Origin of the sequence: Paeniclostridium hominis (genome assembly GCF_014306135.1) — a bacterium.
Lineage (GTDB): Bacteria > Bacillota > Clostridia > Peptostreptococcales > Peptostreptococcaceae > Paraclostridium > Paraclostridium hominis.
Genome location: NZ_JACRWD010000001.1, coordinates 744,316 through 761,027, shown reverse-complemented (window position 1 = coordinate 761,027; position 16,712 = coordinate 744,316). Strand labels below are relative to the sequence as shown.

The following is a 16,712-nucleotide window of genomic DNA, read 5'->3' as shown; positions in this document are numbered from 1 at the left end:
ACTTTTTACAAAATTTACATATAATTAAATTATAAAACTAAATTCCCTAGAAGGGGAGTAGCTTACACATTGGTGTTAATTAATCGTCATATCAGTGTTTATCACTCGGTTAATTAGCAAGATTTATCTTGTTAGCAAGACCTTCTAAATGAGTAGAAATTTTCTACTCATTTAGAAGGTCTTTTTTATTTATACTTTAAATTAAAAGGAGATATTGTATGGTTTATTTATTCTTACTACTTGGTTTTTTATTTTTAGTAAAAGGGGCAGATTATTTTGTTGATGGTTCATCTAGTATAGCTACATCACTTAAAATACCATCTTTAGTTATAGGTCTTACTATAGTTGCTTTTGGAACTAGCGCTCCTGAAGCAGCTGTTAGTATTACAGCATCAATTCAAGGTCAAAACGAGATTGCACTTGGAAATATTATCGGCTCTAATATATTTAACCTTTTATGTGTGGCAGGTATGTCAGCTTTTATAAAACCTTTATCTGTAAAAAAGTCTATACTTATAAAGGAATTTCCTTTTCTCGTATTATCATCAATTTTATTATTAGTTTTATCTGATGATTTAATTTTTCAGCAAACACAAAATTCTATATTGTCAACTGGTGATGGATTAGTATTTTTAATGTTCTTTTGTATATTTATGTATTACTTATTAGAGGTTTCTCTAAATTCTAAAAATGAAGCCTTAAATTCTAATAATAATTATGATACTAATATTTATAAGTCTACTATGCCTTTATCTAAATCTGTTGTTTTTTCCGTGGTTGGAATATTAGGTATAGTAATTGGTGGTAAGTTAGTTGTTGACTGCTCTTCTATAATAGCTCTTAATTTTGGAGTAAGCGAAAAAATTATTGGTATAACTATAGTATCTATAGGAACATCATTACCTGAATTTGTAACTTCTGTAGTAGCTGCTAGTAAAGGTGAAAGTGATATAGCTTTAGGAAACGTCATAGGATCTAACATATTTAATATTTTATTCATACTTGGTATATCATCTGTAATTAATCCTATATCTATAGATAATAATCTCTTTTTAGATATATTTATAATGATAATTGTCACAATAATTACTTATATCTTCTCAATTAGAAAAAAAGATATAAATAAGTTTGAAGGAATCATATTGATAATAGCTTATATAGCTTATATGATTTTAGTTATATTTAAAAATTAGTTAAATAAAAAGATATAGGATTTTATCCTATATCTTTTTATTTAAGCAGCTGGCACTGCTTGCTGTTCTGTTGATGGTTGTTGCGTTGCCGGTGGTTGTGTTGCCGGCGGCTGTGTTACTGGTGGTTGTGTTGCCGGTGGCTGTGTTGCTGGTGGTTGTGTTGCCGGCGGTTGTTGTTCAGGTGTTTCTGATGGCGTTTCCGGCGTTATTGGTTGTTGCTGCTCTGGCGTTTCTGATGGTTGTTCTGGTGTTTCCGGTTGATTTTGCTCAGTTTGTTCTGTAGGTTGTTCTTCTTCAGGTTTTGATTCTTCAGGCTTTGGACTTGCACTCATTCCCTGACTATAATTAACATCAACTCCTGAAAATGGTCCTACTTTATCAAAACTTCTTCCGTCTAAATCACTATGTATAGGATTCATAACATCCTTCCATAAAGCCGCCGCTATTTGACTTCCTTTTGCTAGTGATTGATTTCTATCATTTCCTATCCAAACTGATGCTGTGTAGTATGGTGTAAATCCACAGAACCATGCATCAAAATTCCTATTAGTTGTTCCTGTTTTACCTGCTACTGCCATATTAGACATTCTAGCTGATTTTCCTGTTCCACTATTAACTGCACCTTCTAACATTTTAGTCATATAATAAGCTGTATTTTGTGAGTAAACTCTTTTCTTTTCAGGTTTATTTTCAAGTAATACATCACCATTTGATAATTCTATTTTAGTAAATGTTATAGGTTCTACATACACGCCACCATTTGCTATAGTAGCATATGCAGCTGTCATTTCAAGTGGAGAAACACCTGTATCCATACCTCCAAGTGTTGCCGAATAGTGTCTAGCTTCTTTAGCAGTTGTTATACCTACATCCTTTAATGCTTTTTGAACCACTTCCATAGCTTCTTTTTCATTATTTCCTAGCATTGCTGCGCCTTGAACTACTGCAGCATTATATGAATGCTTAAGTGCTTCACTCATTCCTACTCTTCCATGATATGATCCCCCTGCATTTTTAGGACCTGGTTTTCCTTTCCCAAAGTAATTTGGTATAGGAGCATCATTCATTAAAGACTGTGGTGTCATACCTAACTTTTCCATAAGTGGTAAATAAACTGCAAGTGGCTTTATAGATGACCCTGGTTGTCTTGGTTTTATAGCTCTATTATATAAACTATCTCCACCTATACCACGTCCACCTATCATAGCTTTAATTTGACCATTATTATTATCCATAATAACCATAGCAGATTGAGGTTGTAAATTACCATGTTCATCCCTATATGTTCCTGGGAAATTTGAATCATCATTGTATTCTTTTTCAACTAAATCTTGCATAGAAGAGTCTATCGTTGAGTATATTCTAAGACCTCCATTGTATAACATATCTTCTGCTTCATCTTTAGTGTATCCTTCTTTTATTAAAGCTTTTATAACATCTTTTTTAACTAAAGTATTAAAGTATGAAGAATTTTTATTATCTACCTTATCACCTAATTTTATTTTTATTTCTTGTTTTATCGCATCATCATATTCACTCTTTGTTATATATCCAAGTTCTAACATCCTAGACAGTACAACTTCTTGTCTTTTTTTAGATTCGCTATTAAATTCAGCTTTGTATATTACATTTCTTCCTTTTTTTAATGCATCATACGTAAGACTATCAATTTTTCCATCTTCTAATAATTTTTTATACATTTTCATATCATCATCAGTTGGAACATAGTCTTGTGGATATATTATTATTTGAGCATTTTCAATGTCATCAGCTAGTGTTAATGGTGATGTCTTATATGCAGCATATTTACTTGGATATTTAGTTATACCTGCTAACAGAGCACATTCTGCTAAATTTAATTCAGATATATCTTTATCAAAATATTTAGCTGCTGCAGCTTTTACACCCCTAGTACCTTGTCCTAAAGACATTGTATTTAAATAAGCCAATAATATTTCATCTTTACTTAAAGATTTTTCTAACTTAAGTGCATAGTAAAGTTCTTTTATTTTTCTTTTATAAGTCTTTTCATTAGTTAAATATAAATTTTTAGCTAATTGTTGTGTAATTGTACTAGCACCCTGTGCCTTATATCCTAATTTAAAATTTTGTACGACCGCACCAATTGTTCTTTTAAGATTTATACCACCATGTTCATAAAAAGTATGATCTTCTATAGCAAGAACTGCATTTTTCATATTTTGTGGCATCTCATTTGCATCTTTTACTACATATCTAGATTCTTCACCTTGAGTCTTTTCTGTTATTTTTTTATTTGAATCATATATGATAGAGTTTTCTGAAAATATCATATTTTTTGGATCTACATCTGGAGTATTAATTAGTATACCTATAATAAATATACTTACAGCTGCCACTCCACATCCAAATAAAACTAAAAAAGTTGTTGCTATTTTTTTAATTAGGCTACTTTTTTTCTTTTTCTTGTCACTCATATTTTTGTTATTGCCCCCCATCTTAAGTTTTAATATGGGTTTTTAACCCTATAATATAAAACATATTATTTATATTATATACAAAATTTAAATTTCCTTTATATTCTCCCAAATTTTTTTACATATACTACTTATATCTTTACTTTTTCGAGCAATTTTATTTGGGTACCATTGACTTGTAAATAACTTTTTACATGTGCTCTGAGAGTATATATGATATATAAGCATTATAATACCTTTATCTTTATTTGTTCTTATACACCTGAGCACAGCTTGCAATACTTTTATTATCCCTGGATAAGTATATGCATAATCAAATCCATTATGACTCTTACTATCAAAATGCTTTTTTATAATATCTCTATCAACTCCTATTTGAGGCATTCCACTACCTATAACTATAACTCCTAGTAACTTGTCATTAGTAAGATCAACTCCTTCTGAAAAGCGACCTCCTAATACACAAAATCCTACATGAGTATTTTTATTATTTTGAGAGAAATTGCTTAAAAATATTTCCTTACTTTCATTACTCATGTCTTTTGTTTAAACTTGTATTTTATATGTTGATACTTTTTACTCATCATTTTATAAACTAAATCCACATAATTATATTATAAAAAAATACCATGTAATTTCCATGTTTACTTTCAACACATTTCTTGATATATTCTACTATATCCTCACAAGTTTCATATCGTCTATTATAAGTGGTATTTATATTATTTGCAAATATTAACTTTTTTTAATACTTTACTAATATATTAAAATTGTAATTTAATTAAAGCTTTTAAGTTCTTAATTAATACTATGCTCTCTTAAATTTATCTATATATTATTATATAATAATATTAATTATATTTCTATTAACTACCATATTTTGCTAAATACAATTTATTATTTATGGGAATACTAATTGTATAAAATTATATAGGAGGTATTTTTATGAATAATAGCTATTTAAAAAGAAAGGCTATTGAAGAAGCTAAGTATATATATGAAGATTATTTTACAGCATCTAAAACATTAGATACATTCAATTCTGTTCCTGGCATAGAGGTCTATAATGTGCCTAAATATTATCATAGTACATGTTGTCGTTGTCTTAATCCACATCCTCATAATGAAAAAAACTATTTCCCTAATGAAGGTTTCGTATGTGATGATTGCTTAAACAATCAAACTCTTTCTTAAAAATTTAGAGTCCTTGTTAAATTTACTTTTTTAAATTATTATTATATAATTAAATAAATTTGACCAAGGAGATTTGACATGAATATACAAATATATGATTCTGCTAAAAAAGAACTTAATAAATTGATATGTAATAATGAAGATAAAAAATATATAAGAATATTTATAAGAACAATAAGTTTTTGGTCTGATGCTAGAATTCATTTAGCTTTAGACGATTTAAAAGATGACGACCAGTTATTTGTTGTAGATGGATATAATATAGTTATAAATAAAAGATTAGCATCTCAAATGAATAATATATATATATCTTTTGGAGGATTATTAAGTCCAAACGAGTTTAATGTAGATTGCGATTTTAATGAATATTATTAAAAAGAGTGTCAATTGACACTCTTTTAATAATTTAATTAATCTTTTACCATATCTATAAAATTTTCTAATTTATGATAATTACCTAACTTATTTTTATCTTTCACTACATCTATATCTTCAATATCTAATTCTTTAATTTTATTTTTGCCTAGATACCCTCCATTTATAATTAAATACAAAGGGTCATTAGAAACTATATAATTTTTAACTATATTATTATAATTTTTAAAATCACTTTTTTTAAATCTATAATTATTTATATCCACAAATCCTTTATACTCTATACTCTTATTTAAAAAGCTAGTTATATATGATGCATCTATAATATAATCTTCATTTTTTTTAGGTATTAAATTCATATATGCTACTATATAATCTTTTATTAAACTATTCTTTATAATAGGTGGTGCATATTTACCTTTTATATGCTTTGGATTAAGTGTATTAGCCGAATTAAAAGTAACAGTTTTTACATTTTTATAACCTTTATTAACTAAATCATATGTTGCATATTGAGCTAATAATCCACCTAAAGAATGCCCACTTATATATACTTTTGTATCATTATTTACTAATGGTTTTATAAATTCTATAGCATAATCTCTTTGCGGATGCGGCATAAATTGAGTTGTAAAGTTTCCAATCCAATCCATATAGCTTCTAGTTGGCTTATATGAAACTATTAAAGAATTTCCACATCTAAGTGCTATTCCTCCAAAACCTCTTTCTCCATTTTCATATCTAATTACTTTAAAATCTTTTATAGATTTATACTTATCTTTAAAAATCTCTCCTATAGTTTTTCCTATAGGATTTTTTTCAATTATTTTACTTGCAAGATCAGCACTTTCAAATAACATATACTCACTTACATATATATTTTTATTTGATTTAAAGTCATCAATTATATACTCATTACTCAATTCATACTTTAAACTTCTATTATAGTCTTTATATAAAGGATTTGAACCTCTTTTTAACTCTTCTTCATCGCTTAATTTATCATTATCACTATCTTTATTATATTTATCAGTTTTTAATATTTCTTCAAAAGCATCTGGAAGACCATCTTCATCACTATCTATATGCCATTTTGGATTATTTTCATCTAATAAATTTAAAGTATCTAATTTGTTAAACCCTAATGTAAAAAAAAGTAATGGTAATATTAAAAATAATTTATAAATTTTCATAACTACTTATCTATATTACTTTCACTCTTATCTTTTTCATTGTTTAGCATATAGTCTATATTTGATATATAACCTATCTTATGATTATAAATTAAACTTGATCTAACTCCTCCAATTAATTTTCCATCTTGTATAACAGGTGAACCACTCATTCCTCCAATTACTCCACCTCTATATTCTTTAAGCTCTTTATCTTTTACTTTTATTTTTGCCCCATCTTCATATGTTTTTAATATTTCTATTTGATGTAATTTTTTTTCATTAGTAATTGGAGATTTACAATATATATATGCAATTCCTTTTTTAGGCTTAGCTATATCCATAGATTTCTTATCTTCAAATTTATTTTCTTTTAACTTACCTTCTACTCCATAATCACTATATTTACCTATATCTCCTATATAATTTAACTTCCCATCTTCATTTTCTTTTATATGTGGCTTTAATCCTCCAGAATTAAAAAGTGTAGCTTTTATAGAATGTACATATGTTGTTTCAAATACTTGAGTGCTATCAGCAACTTCTGATCCTTTTATATTATGACTAAGTCCTACAAAAGAACCATCTTCTTTAACTGCTGTTATAGTCCCATAAAATTGTTGAGTAAAACTTAAATATATTCCTCTAAAATCTTTACTTGTAAAAATTTGTGAATATTCTTTTTTATCTCTTATAAATCTTACTAACACTTTTTCATTTTCTGATTTGTATAAATCTGTTAAATCATTTAAATTATATCTAAGTTTTTTGTTAATTGAAATTGCAGATAAAATTATATCTTCTTCTTTAAAATCAGTATCTTTGTTCAAAACCATCTGAACTATAGGATATTTTAAATTAAGGTTTACAAAAACTACATCTGCAGATGGCATTAATTTTTCTGCTTTACTTTGCGCAAAACCTAAATTTGTTGATAAAAGTATAGCTATAGCTGTTAATGATATTAGTTTTTTAAATTGTCTCATAGCTTATCCTTTCTTAAACCATTTTAAATTCTTATATTATTTTTATATAAATATGAACTTTTTATTATACTTTTATCTAATTAGGAATATATTTTATTATTTACTAAATATAGGTGGTGATTTTTATTATATTTTCGCCTAATAATCTAAAAGTAAACTTTATTTATCCTAATTCTAAAAAAAGTATTTTAAATAATAGAAAATATACACTTACTTATAATACAGATACTAATCTTTTACAATTAGATATAGGTAATTTTTATAATTATAAAAAAGTTGATTTCGACTTAAGAAATGAAATTTTGGGTGAGTGGATTTTAGTTGGCAAAAATAAATATAATTTATGTTTTTATATTTATATAAAAGGTTATAATCCATATGAAATAAAACAGAAATATAATATGTCTAAACAAAATTTAAGATTAGCAATTGAATATATACTATATACGGATAAAATTTTTTTACAAGAAAATAAATATCTTTTAAACAGTAGTATAATTGTTAAATTCTTTTCTTCATATTTTATGTTTAATTCTTCTGAATACTATGGTTTAGTGAGTGATTATATTAAAAATTTATAAAAAGTGATTTTTTAGGTTTATATTATAAACTAAAGGTTATAATAATCTTACAACTTAATAGAAAATATAATGTCACATCAATAGGTAGGCTAATTCTATGCTAACTTCATTTTGTTTAATTTGACTGTTAATATTCATAGTCTTTTCCATATTACCTCGTAAATTGAAATTTGTATTTTCTATAAGTTTATCTATAATATCAAAAACAATTTGTTTAATTTTTCTTGTTTTGATATTAGTATCTAGCTACAGTTTATTAATTTAAAATTTTGTTAGATACAAAAAGTGGCTTCATTTTTAGTGAAGCCACTTTTAATATAAAAGTTTATTTATACCATGTTGTTTTTAATAATATTGTCAATTACTTTATCTAAAGTCAAATCTTCAGTATCTATATTTTCTAATTCCAATATATAGTCTTCAAATTCAACTTCTACAAATCTATCACCTTTATTATCTGAGTTTATATAATCAATAACTTTATAATCTTTAATTTCTTCTTGTAAATACTCTTTAAGCTCATTATATTCTTCTTCACTTATTTTATTTTTATTGCATCTACAATTAGGACATCCCATAATACTTCCTCCTTTTATTTTTGTATTTCATCTAAATTCATGGTAAGTTGTTCAAATAAAATATTATCTTTTGACTTTTTATTAGTACTTTTTTCTTTTTCTATTAAATTCATCTTTATAAGTAATTTTTTTAAAGAATTTACACTGTCTATAGATATACTTTCATTATTAACAATCATAGCATATCCTACTCCAGTTTTTTTAATACTTAAATTAGGATTATATATCTTTATAGATATTACTTTAGAATTTATATATTCTACAGAAAATGTATTTTTCTTTTTTGAAAATAGTTCTACTAAATTATCTTTTATATTTTTTACTTCTTTATTTTTTACTTTTTTAGCTTTTATAACACCCATTTTTATAAGCAAAGGCTCTAAAGACTTAATATCATTTAAAAATATAGGTCCTCCCTTTAAATTTAAGCAGTAGCCTTTACTAGAGGCTTCTATTTTTATATCCTTTTCATTTATATATATAGATGTTATCTTACCATTAGTGTACTTAACTTCATAAGATTTCTCTATTTTGGCTAATACATTTGTGATTTTATTTGGTAAATACATACAAAATCCTCTTTTATTTTAGTTTTTAAATAAAATATATCATTTATTTTATTTAATTACAATAAAAAGATGATTGTGTATACAATCATCTTTTTATTAATATGTATTAGTTATTTTTTAATTCTAAATAGAAATTAGTTGCTGTTATTTGATAATATGGAACAAGCCATAAAAATCCTATACCAAATGTTAAAATAGATAATATAAACCATCCTACAAAACTTAAGTACAATACAAAATATTCAAATTTATATCCTTTCATCATCCTGATACTTTCTTTTAAACATTCTATAGATGATTTTTCTGGATTTTCAGCTAATATGTAATTTGCTTGTGAAAACATAAAAATTAATATAATACCTGGTATTATAAATAATATCATACCTATACTAATACATATCATTATTATTAAATTCATAAGTAATGATTTTAAAAACACATCAAATCCAGAAAATAAATCTTTAAATTTTGCACTTGAATCGCCTTTACTTAAATTTAAAGAAAATCTGCATATACCAATCTGTACAGGCCCATAAAGTAATATTCCTAATATATTTAAAGCAATACCAAAATTTGATACTTCTACAGATTTAGTAAATTCAACGTTTACTAATTGTAATATAAGAGAATAACAAACAAATGTTATTATAGCTAATATCCAATTATTTTTTAACTGGCTTTTAGCTCTTGTTTTTAGTTCTAGTCTTGAAACCATAACATGCCTCCGTTTTTACTGTATACTATTTTTATAAATCTATAATAACATAATTTTATACCTAATGATATTTATGTAAATTAATTTTATTATTACTATACATATTTTTTTATAAAGATATAGATTATATTTATTATTGCTTATGAAATACATAGTATACTTAATTTTCTATAGTTATATATTTAAATTGTTTATTTTATTTTCTATTTACCCCTTAATTAATTTAAATAAACAAAAATAGGCCTACAATAGACCTATTTTTGTTTATTTAATATATTTTTATTTAAATTTAATGATGTCCGCAACCGTCGTGTGAGCAAGTGTGATTACTTGGAAATTCATTTAATTTATTTTCATTAAATAAATCTATATTTTCTTCAATAGTATCAGCTTGAGCTTTATATACTTTTATTCCCATAGAGTTTAACTTAGATATAGCACCTTGTCCTATACCTCCTACTATAACAGCATCAACAACATTACCTGATAATGCCCTTATAGGTTGACACTTACCATGTTCATGTCCTAAATCACCATTGCTTATTTGAGATAACTCTTTACTTTCTAAATCATAAACTAAAAACATAGGAGCTGATCCAAAATGTCCAAATGGTTTACTTTTTAATCCTTCATTTACTTCTACTGGTATACAAACTTTCATTCTTAAATCTCCCTTCTTTTACAACATTTTTTAATTGATTTACAATTTTTTGTACAATCTGTGCTTATTAAATTTATATTTGAAATTTCTAAAATATTACTATTAATATTTTCTATTGAATTAAAGAAAGCTATACAATCATCAAATACATTTTTGTTTACATGATAAAATACATAATATCCTTCTTTATATCCAGTTATTATCTCAGCTTCTTTTAAAATTTTTATATGTTGTGAAACTGATGAATCAGTTATTCCCAAATACTTAGATATTCCTTTTTGGCATATATCTCGCTTTGAAACTAATAAAAGAACTTTAAGTCTTGTTTCATCACTTAGTGCTTTAAATACTTTAGCTAATTTATTCATATTTACCTCTTTTGATTAAGTAATTACTTAATTAGATTATAATACTCTTAAGTAATTTTTTCAAGGTATCTTTTAAATTTATTAACTTTTTTAGACTTTATATCAAAACTAATATGATTAAATTTAACATTTTGTGGTATATTTTAACATATATGACATAATAAAAAGGAGTGTTAGTTTTGTTAAATTTTAGAGACTTTGGTGGATGTAAATCATCTGATGGAAGATTTGTAAAAAAAGGATTATTTTTTAGATCTGGTAATTTATCTAATTTAAGTAAAGAAGATATACAAATGCTAAAAGATTTAAAAATAAAGGTAGTATTTGATTATAGAGATGATGCAGAAAGCTTAGCTAGCCCATCTCAAGTAGTAGAAAATATAAAATATATAAGAGTTCCAGCTATTCTTACTCCAAATCCAAATGAAGTTAAATTTGGATCAGTTGAGGATATGATATCAAAAATGTTTGATAATAATGAAGCTTTTAATATGTTAAAAGAAACATACTATAACTTGCCAGTTAATAATAAATCTTATAAAAAATTAGTAGAACTTATACAAGACGAATCTAACTTGCCAATTCTTACTCACTGTACAGCAGGTAAAGATAGAACAGGTGTAGGATGTGCAATAATTTTAATGATACTAGGAGTTTCAAAAGAAGAAATAATTAAAGATTATCTAAAAAGTAATCAATCATCAAGTGAAGGTATAAGTGAAATAATGACTGCAAGACCAGAATTACAAAGTATTCCAAAAGAAAAATTAAAATATATATTTGGAGTAAATGAAGAATATATAAATGAAGTTTTCAGAAGAATTACTGATGATTATGAAACTATAGAAAATTACTTATATAAAGAATTTAATTTAACACAAAATGATTTAAAAAATTTAAGAGATAAGTATTTATGTTAAAAAAATTTTAATAAAATAAATAAAGAACCTGTATTTAGCTTAAAATACTTTATGCTAAACACAAGTTCTTTATATTTATAAATTTATCTAATTATAAGTAATTTTAATTTTTTTATTCTTAATATCAACATCTTTAATAAATAGAGAAATATTTCTTTTAGCTATTTCTTCATTTACATAATCAATTCTATTCATTTCTTTATTGTTTTTATATATAACTTTTAAAGGACTATATATATCACACTTAATATCTCTTAATATTTCCTTTAAAGTTTCCATTTTCCAAGACTTAAAATCTTTATTTATATTTTTAATTACATAATCTTTATCAACTCTTTGTATTTTGATATTATGTAAATCCCTTTGAAGTTTATTTATCGTTGAATTATTGCTACCCACATCAAGTATTATAAAATATCCATAATCATATTTACTTCTTATTAACCTTCCATAGGCTTGTTTTGCTTTTATACTTAATTGAGGATAATTAACATCTTCATAAGATAATTTTTTAAAATTTCTTATGGATGAATATAATGGATCATCAATACTTTTATTTGGAAGTTTATCTAATATTACACAAGTTAATCCTTCTCCTTGTATATCAACCCCCTCAAAACAACTTTTAGATGCTAATACTACACATTTTTTACTTAAATCTCTTAATTTATTGATAGAAGTTTTATCTTTAAAAAGCTCTATATTATTTATGTTTAATTTATGAATTAGTTTATCATAGACCTTATCTAATCTATTTTTACTAGTAAACAAAGCTAGTACATGTCCATTGCTATTTATACATATTTTTTCTATTAAATCTGCTGTTTGATTTATAAATTCATCATTTAAAGCATTATACTTAGGAAATTTATCCATAGCTAATATTTTAGTTTTACTTTCATAATCATATATAGATTCTATTGTTCTATCCATAGTTTTATGTTTATTTAAACCTAATATGTTTTTAAAATTATTCATATTATTATTTATATTTAAGGTTGCAGATAAAAATATAACAGTGTTTACCGTACTTAAAAACATACTTTCAAACATTTCAGCTATATCAATAGGAATAACTCTTACATTAAAATACTTATATTCATAATTTATATCTATTATTCTACAATAATTATCTAAATCTTCTTCTATGAAGTTTTCAATAGTAGTTATTGTGCTATCTATATCTGTTGATTTAGCTTTTATTGTATTAAATAAATAAGTATCATCTTCTCCTTCTTTTTCACATTGATCTATTATATAATTTAAATTTTTTAGTATTTTTTTTAAATTAATAATTATATTTTTAAGTTCCTGTCTTATAAAACTTTTTATATCTAATTTATTTTTTAACTCAATATATTTAAGTGGTGCTTTTTGTCTATTTATTTCCCAAGAATGATCATATAAGTCATTTTTAAGAGTTTTACTACATTCATACAATATATTATTTATACTTTTTTTAACAAAAAATATTTTTTCTTGAAGTTTTTTTCTTATGTTTATATCTAACTGCAATTTTCCTGAAACACTTATATAAAACTTATCCATTGTACTAATATTTTTATAGTTTATATCATCGTGAGGATATAATTCATCTACGAGTTTTTCTAATTGTATACTATTAGATTCTAATGTAAAAAAATCATAACTTTTTTCCATTAAATTATGACCTTCATCTATTATTAAGTATTCTAGCTGTTTTTGTTCTTTATATGGCCACTTAGCAAGCAAGGAATGATTGATAACTGTTATATGTTCTTTTGGAAGTTCTTTTATACGATTTTTATAAAAACACTTTTCTATACACTTTTCTGGATAACATATATCAGATTCACATCTTAAATCAATTATCAAATCATTTATATCTTTAAATACTTCTTTTACATTTTTAGGTATTTCTTCTATATCTCCGTACTCACCACTTTGTATAAGTCTTTCAATATATATAAACTGTAATAGCTCATTTTTAGTTTTAAATATTTTATCTTTTTTATATTCATATAACCTTTTATTACATAAATAATTATTTTTACCTTTCATACAACCATAGTTTATTTTATCATATAAATTTAAAGATTTTAAAACTGTTGGTATATCTTTATTTATAAGTTGCATCTGAAGATTTTTAGTATCTGTTGATATTACTATTTTTTTATCATTATAAAAAGATTCCATGATAGCAGGTATTAAGTATCCAACGCTTTTTCCAATTCCTGTTGGAGCTTCTATACATCCTATTTTAGGTGAGTTATTTTCACCTTGAAATACCTCTTTTATAAACTTTGTAAATTCATATTGTTTCGGTCTAAATATATAACTAAAGTTATTAGATGATGTCCATAATTCACTTATTTTTAATAAATTTTCATATGAATTTTTATAATTTGATAAATTAAAATTATGTTTGTTAGAATTATTGCTATATTTAATTTCATAATTTACATATTCTCCATATTCCTTTTCATTATCTATTTCTTTTAAATACTTACTCCATTCCCATTTAGGTAAGTTTGCAGTTTGAAAGTATTGATCTAAATTAAAATATAATTTGTCTAATCTTGATTCTTCATTTTTAAATAACCTTAAAAGTAATGAATTTATTATATTAATGTTTAATATACAATCATATAATGCCCTATTTTGTTTGACCTTGTTTAACTTAGTTATATTTTCTAAAAGATAGTTTATACTATAATCTTTATGATATGGCTCTAAAATCATGGCTAATTGCATAGAGTCTAATAATTCATTTTTATAATTATTGCCTGTGAATATATATTTTTCCATAAAAATTTTTTGAAAATTCAAATCATAAAAAATTATAGGGTAATCTTCTATAAATTCTATCAATTTATTTTTTATTTGATATATAGTTGGCGATTTATCTAACTCTTCCATTTTTAAGTTTTTGCACATACCAAATACACTAGCAGAAACTTCTTCAAATGGCTTTATTAAAGTACTAAATTTTGATATTTTACCATCAGTTACTTTTATAGCTGCTATTTCTATTATTTCAGAGGAATTGGGATTAAATCCAGTTGTTATTAAATTTAAATAAATTACATCTTTTAATATGCTTTTCATTTACATCCTCCTGTTTTTTAGTAAACTAATTATATCACTTTAAATAGTTTACTAAAAGTATCCTAAATTTTAAACTAAAAAAATCCACTTTTAACTATCTTGAATTCAAAACAGTTGAAAATGGATTTTTAACTATTATAAATTAATATATACTTAGTGCATCATACCTATCATAGCACCTATTATATATGGTATTAACCAAATACACCATACAAATATACTGAATTTATGAAATACTTTTTGTTTTTCTTTGTCATCTTTATAAAGTACCCATGTAGCCCATACAGCATGAAATAACATAAGTAAAATAGCAATTGTTCCTGTTATACCATGTATTGTTTGAGCAGTTGATGAAATAGCTATAGTTCCTGATTTAGCTATTTGTCTCATAAGAAAAGTTCCTGTTGTATCACATATTAAACCTAAATAAAATATTATTACATGATTTTTCTTTAATACTTTAGCCTTTCTTTCACTAAATACACCTACTGTATAAAATACTAAAGCTAGTGTTATAGCAGTTATAGCTAATACTAATTTTAAACTCATGTTGTCTCCTCCTTTTAGTTTGTACGCAAACTATTTTTATTTAATCATTATATACCCACTTCAATAAATTGTGAAACAATTATTTTATTTTTTCTTTTATTAATATTAAAGACTTAACAATATCTTCTTTTTCTTCTTCAGTTAAATTATCAAATAAATTTTCAAAGGCTGATTCTATTTTTAGTCTAAAATCTTTTGCAAACTTTAATCCTTTTTCTGAAAATTCTATATATGTATTTCTCTTATCAGATTCATATTTAATTTTTTTTATATATCCTGCTTGTTCAAGCCTATTTACAATCCCTGATACCGTTCCTTTTGATAAATACATTTCCTTGCATAATTGGCTTATATTAATTTTTTTATTGTGTGCAACAAACTTTAACACTATTATTTGTTGATGTGTAAGTCCACTTCCTAATAAACTTGATTCTATTTTATTAATAGATTTTGAATGTATCTCTCTTATTAACATTAATATTTTAAATGAATCTATCATAACTGCCTCCATATTTATTTTTCTTATAAATTATATTAAATACCTTTAGCTATATATTGTAAATAATGTTATAATAAGTTATTAAAAATAAGTAGAGGATTTTAAATATGGAAAATTACATTAAGACTCAAAAAACTTTAACTGACAAAAAAAGATTTACTTTAACTCCAAATTTATCTTCACCGTTTATTTCTCCTGATACTATAATACATATTGGTGAAATAGCAAAAAAATATGGTGGAGTTTTAAAATTAGGATCCAATCAAAAAATTTCAATTATTAATTTGAAAGAAGATTGTTTAAAAGAAATCTCAAAAGAACTACAACTTGATTTAGTTCCTAAGAGTAAATCTTTATTAACTAATATAACATTATGTACTTCTAACTTTTGTAGAATGTCTAAATATCCAACTATAGGTATCTATATGAAATTAGTAAAAAAATTTTATAAAATGGAGCTACCTGCAAAAACTAAAATAGGTATATCTAGTTGTAAAAATTCATGTAATAGTGCTTATACTAAAGATATTGGTATAGTAGTAGATAAAGATGGTAAATTTTTTATAACTATGGGTGGACGTGCTGGTACTAACCCTAAAGCAGGATATACTATTGCTTCTGGATTAAATGAAAATCAAACAATCTTAATACTTAAAACTGCTATTACATATTATAAAACTAATGCTAATAACAAAGAAAAGTTAAGAGATTTTATAGATAGAATAGGTTTAGATTCATTTATAGAAACTTGTGTTAGATAATAAAAATACTGTATTAATTCTAATTTTTATAATTAGAATTTGTATACA

18 protein-coding genes are annotated in these 16,712 nt (G+C 24.3%); 6 read left to right on the top strand and 12 right to left on the bottom strand.

The features are described 5' to 3' along the window. Positions 1 to 218 precede the first annotated feature (218 nt). A complete protein-coding gene (locus H8891_RS03655; protein WP_187005231.1) occupies positions 219 to 1,193 on the top strand; it encodes a calcium/sodium antiporter in 975 nt (324 codons plus the stop codon). Between the two features lie 41 nt (positions 1,194 to 1,234). On the opposite strand, the gene H8891_RS03650 is transcribed toward H8891_RS03655, so the two are convergent. Both H8891_RS03650 and H8891_RS03645 read right to left on the bottom strand, forming a co-directional pair. Further along, entirely contained in the window at positions 1,235 to 3,649 is a 2,415-nt protein-coding gene (locus H8891_RS03650) for a transglycosylase domain-containing protein (protein WP_187005230.1), read from the bottom strand. Positions 3,650 to 3,736: 87 nt separating this feature from the next. Continuing rightward, positions 3,737 to 4,186: a helicase C-terminal domain-containing protein gene (locus H8891_RS03645; protein ID WP_187005229.1), complete on the bottom strand. Its 450-nt coding sequence runs from the start codon at positions 4,184 to 4,186 to the stop codon at positions 3,737 to 3,739. A 408-nt stretch (positions 4,187 to 4,594) separates the two neighbouring features. On the opposite strand from H8891_RS03645, the gene H8891_RS03640 reads away from it, so the two are divergent. Together H8891_RS03640 and H8891_RS03635 are read left to right on the top strand one after the other, a co-directional pair. Beyond that, a complete protein-coding gene (locus H8891_RS03640; RefSeq protein WP_187005228.1) occupies positions 4,595 to 4,843 on the top strand; it encodes a hypothetical protein in 249 nt (82 codons plus the stop codon). Positions 4,844 to 4,921: 78 nt separating this feature from the next. Next, complete coding sequence (locus tag H8891_RS03635; RefSeq protein ID WP_187005227.1) at positions 4,922 to 5,218, top strand: hypothetical protein; 297 nt, start codon at positions 4,922 to 4,924, stop codon at positions 5,216 to 5,218. Positions 5,219 to 5,253: 35 nt separating this feature from the next. On the opposite strand, the gene H8891_RS03630 is transcribed toward H8891_RS03635, so the two are convergent. Both H8891_RS03630 and H8891_RS03625 read right to left on the bottom strand, forming a co-directional pair. After that, entirely contained in the window at positions 5,254 to 6,411 is a 1,158-nt protein-coding gene (locus H8891_RS03630; protein WP_187005226.1) for a lipase family protein, read from the bottom strand. Between the two features lie 2 nt (positions 6,412 to 6,413). After that, the gene (locus H8891_RS03625) at positions 6,414 to 7,376 is read right to left on the bottom strand and encodes a SpoIVB peptidase S55 domain-containing protein (RefSeq protein WP_147544915.1); all 963 of its coding nucleotides are present in this window, start codon (positions 7,374 to 7,376) and stop codon (positions 6,414 to 6,416) included. 113 nt (positions 7,377 to 7,489) lie between these two features. On the opposite strand from H8891_RS03625, the gene H8891_RS15675 reads away from it, so the two are divergent. After that, positions 7,490 to 7,957: a staygreen family protein gene (locus H8891_RS15675; protein WP_195365940.1), complete on the top strand. Its 468-nt coding sequence runs from the start codon at positions 7,490 to 7,492 to the stop codon at positions 7,955 to 7,957. Between the two features lie 329 nt (positions 7,958 to 8,286). Here H8891_RS15675 and H8891_RS03615 read toward each other — a convergent pair whose 3' ends face one another. From H8891_RS03615 to H8891_RS03595, 5 genes are all read right to left on the bottom strand, one after another. Continuing rightward, entirely contained in the window at positions 8,287 to 8,535 is a 249-nt protein-coding gene (locus H8891_RS03615) for a hypothetical protein (RefSeq protein ID WP_147544919.1), read from the bottom strand. Positions 8,536 to 8,549: 14 nt separating this feature from the next. Continuing rightward, the gene (locus tag H8891_RS03610) at positions 8,550 to 9,104 is read right to left on the bottom strand and encodes a hypothetical protein (RefSeq protein ID WP_187005224.1); all 555 of its coding nucleotides are present in this window, start codon (positions 9,102 to 9,104) and stop codon (positions 8,550 to 8,552) included. A gap of 106 nt (positions 9,105 to 9,210) precedes the next feature. Continuing rightward, positions 9,211 to 9,819 carry a DUF975 family protein gene (locus H8891_RS03605; protein ID WP_187005223.1) on the bottom strand — a complete coding sequence of 203 codons (609 nt, stop codon included), beginning with the start codon at positions 9,817 to 9,819 and terminating at the stop codon, positions 9,211 to 9,213. A 289-nt stretch (positions 9,820 to 10,108) separates the two neighbouring features. Beyond that, a complete protein-coding gene (locus H8891_RS03600) occupies positions 10,109 to 10,480 on the bottom strand; it encodes a NifB/NifX family molybdenum-iron cluster-binding protein (RefSeq protein ID WP_187005222.1) in 372 nt (123 codons plus the stop codon). A gap of 2 nt (positions 10,481 to 10,482) precedes the next feature. Next, complete coding sequence (locus H8891_RS03595; RefSeq protein WP_187005221.1) at positions 10,483 to 10,848, bottom strand: ArsR/SmtB family transcription factor; 366 nt, start codon at positions 10,846 to 10,848, stop codon at positions 10,483 to 10,485. A gap of 179 nt (positions 10,849 to 11,027) precedes the next feature. On the opposite strand from H8891_RS03595, the gene H8891_RS03590 reads away from it, so the two are divergent. Then, the gene (locus tag H8891_RS03590; RefSeq protein ID WP_187005220.1) at positions 11,028 to 11,768 is read left to right on the top strand and encodes a tyrosine-protein phosphatase; all 741 of its coding nucleotides are present in this window, start codon (positions 11,028 to 11,030) and stop codon (positions 11,766 to 11,768) included. An 87-nt stretch (positions 11,769 to 11,855) separates the two neighbouring features. Here H8891_RS03590 and H8891_RS03585 read toward each other — a convergent pair whose 3' ends face one another. The 3 genes from H8891_RS03585 to H8891_RS03575 form a co-directional block, all read right to left on the bottom strand. Further along, a complete protein-coding gene (locus H8891_RS03585; RefSeq protein WP_187005219.1) occupies positions 11,856 to 14,855 on the bottom strand; it encodes a helicase C-terminal domain-containing protein in 3,000 nt (999 codons plus the stop codon). 153 nt (positions 14,856 to 15,008) lie between these two features. Continuing rightward, positions 15,009 to 15,404, bottom strand: a complete 396-nt coding sequence (locus H8891_RS03580) for an HsmA family protein (protein WP_147544934.1) — start codon at positions 15,402 to 15,404, stop codon at positions 15,009 to 15,011. A 79-nt stretch (positions 15,405 to 15,483) separates the two neighbouring features. Next, on the bottom strand, positions 15,484 to 15,903 hold the full coding sequence (locus H8891_RS03575) for a MarR family winged helix-turn-helix transcriptional regulator (protein WP_243207754.1): 420 nt from the start codon (positions 15,901 to 15,903) through the stop codon (positions 15,484 to 15,486). Positions 15,904 to 16,010: 107 nt separating this feature from the next. Here H8891_RS03575 and H8891_RS03570 point away from each other — a divergent pair, with 107 nt between their 5' ends. Further along, the gene (locus tag H8891_RS03570; protein WP_187005218.1) at positions 16,011 to 16,664 is read left to right on the top strand and encodes a nitrite/sulfite reductase domain-containing protein; all 654 of its coding nucleotides are present in this window, start codon (positions 16,011 to 16,013) and stop codon (positions 16,662 to 16,664) included. Positions 16,665 to 16,712: the final 48 nt, after the last annotated feature.

Coding starts and splice junctions, on each gene's coding strand:
- H8891_RS03610 (WP_187005224.1), bottom strand. CDS start 9,104: ATGTATTTACCAAATAAAATCACAAATGTATTAGCCAAAATAGAGAAA.
- H8891_RS03605 (WP_187005223.1), bottom strand. CDS start 9,819: ATGGTTTCAAGACTAGAACTAAAAACAAGAGCTAAAAGCCAGTTAAAA.
- H8891_RS03585 (WP_187005219.1), bottom strand. CDS start 14,855: ATGAAAAGCATATTAAAAGATGTAATTTATTTAAATTTAATAACAACT.
- H8891_RS03645 (WP_187005229.1), bottom strand. CDS start 4,186: ATGAGTAATGAAAGTAAGGAAATATTTTTAAGCAATTTCTCTCAAAAT.
- H8891_RS03575 (WP_243207754.1), bottom strand. CDS start 15,903: ATGATAGATTCATTTAAAATATTAATGTTAATAAGAGAGATACATTCA.
- H8891_RS03640 (WP_187005228.1), top strand. CDS start 4,595: ATGAATAATAGCTATTTAAAAAGAAAGGCTATTGAAGAAGCTAAGTAT.
- H8891_RS03615 (WP_147544919.1), bottom strand. CDS start 8,535: ATGGGATGTCCTAATTGTAGATGCAATAAAAATAAAATAAGTGAAGAA.
- H8891_RS03625 (WP_147544915.1), bottom strand. CDS start 7,376: ATGAGACAATTTAAAAAACTAATATCATTAACAGCTATAGCTATACTT.
- H8891_RS03635 (WP_187005227.1), top strand. CDS start 4,922: ATGAATATACAAATATATGATTCTGCTAAAAAAGAACTTAATAAATTG.
- H8891_RS03630 (WP_187005226.1), bottom strand. CDS start 6,411: ATGAAAATTTATAAATTATTTTTAATATTACCATTACTTTTTTTTACA.
- H8891_RS03595 (WP_187005221.1), bottom strand. CDS start 10,848: ATGAATAAATTAGCTAAAGTATTTAAAGCACTAAGTGATGAAACAAGA.
- H8891_RS03650 (WP_187005230.1), bottom strand. CDS start 3,649: ATGAGTGACAAGAAAAAGAAAAAAAGTAGCCTAATTAAAAAAATAGCA.
- H8891_RS03570 (WP_187005218.1), top strand. CDS start 16,011: ATGGAAAATTACATTAAGACTCAAAAAACTTTAACTGACAAAAAAAGA.
- H8891_RS03655 (WP_187005231.1), top strand. CDS start 219: ATGGTTTATTTATTCTTACTACTTGGTTTTTTATTTTTAGTAAAAGGG.
- H8891_RS03600 (WP_187005222.1), bottom strand. CDS start 10,480: ATGAAAGTTTGTATACCAGTAGAAGTAAATGAAGGATTAAAAAGTAAA.
- H8891_RS03580 (WP_147544934.1), bottom strand. CDS start 15,404: ATGAGTTTAAAATTAGTATTAGCTATAACTGCTATAACACTAGCTTTA.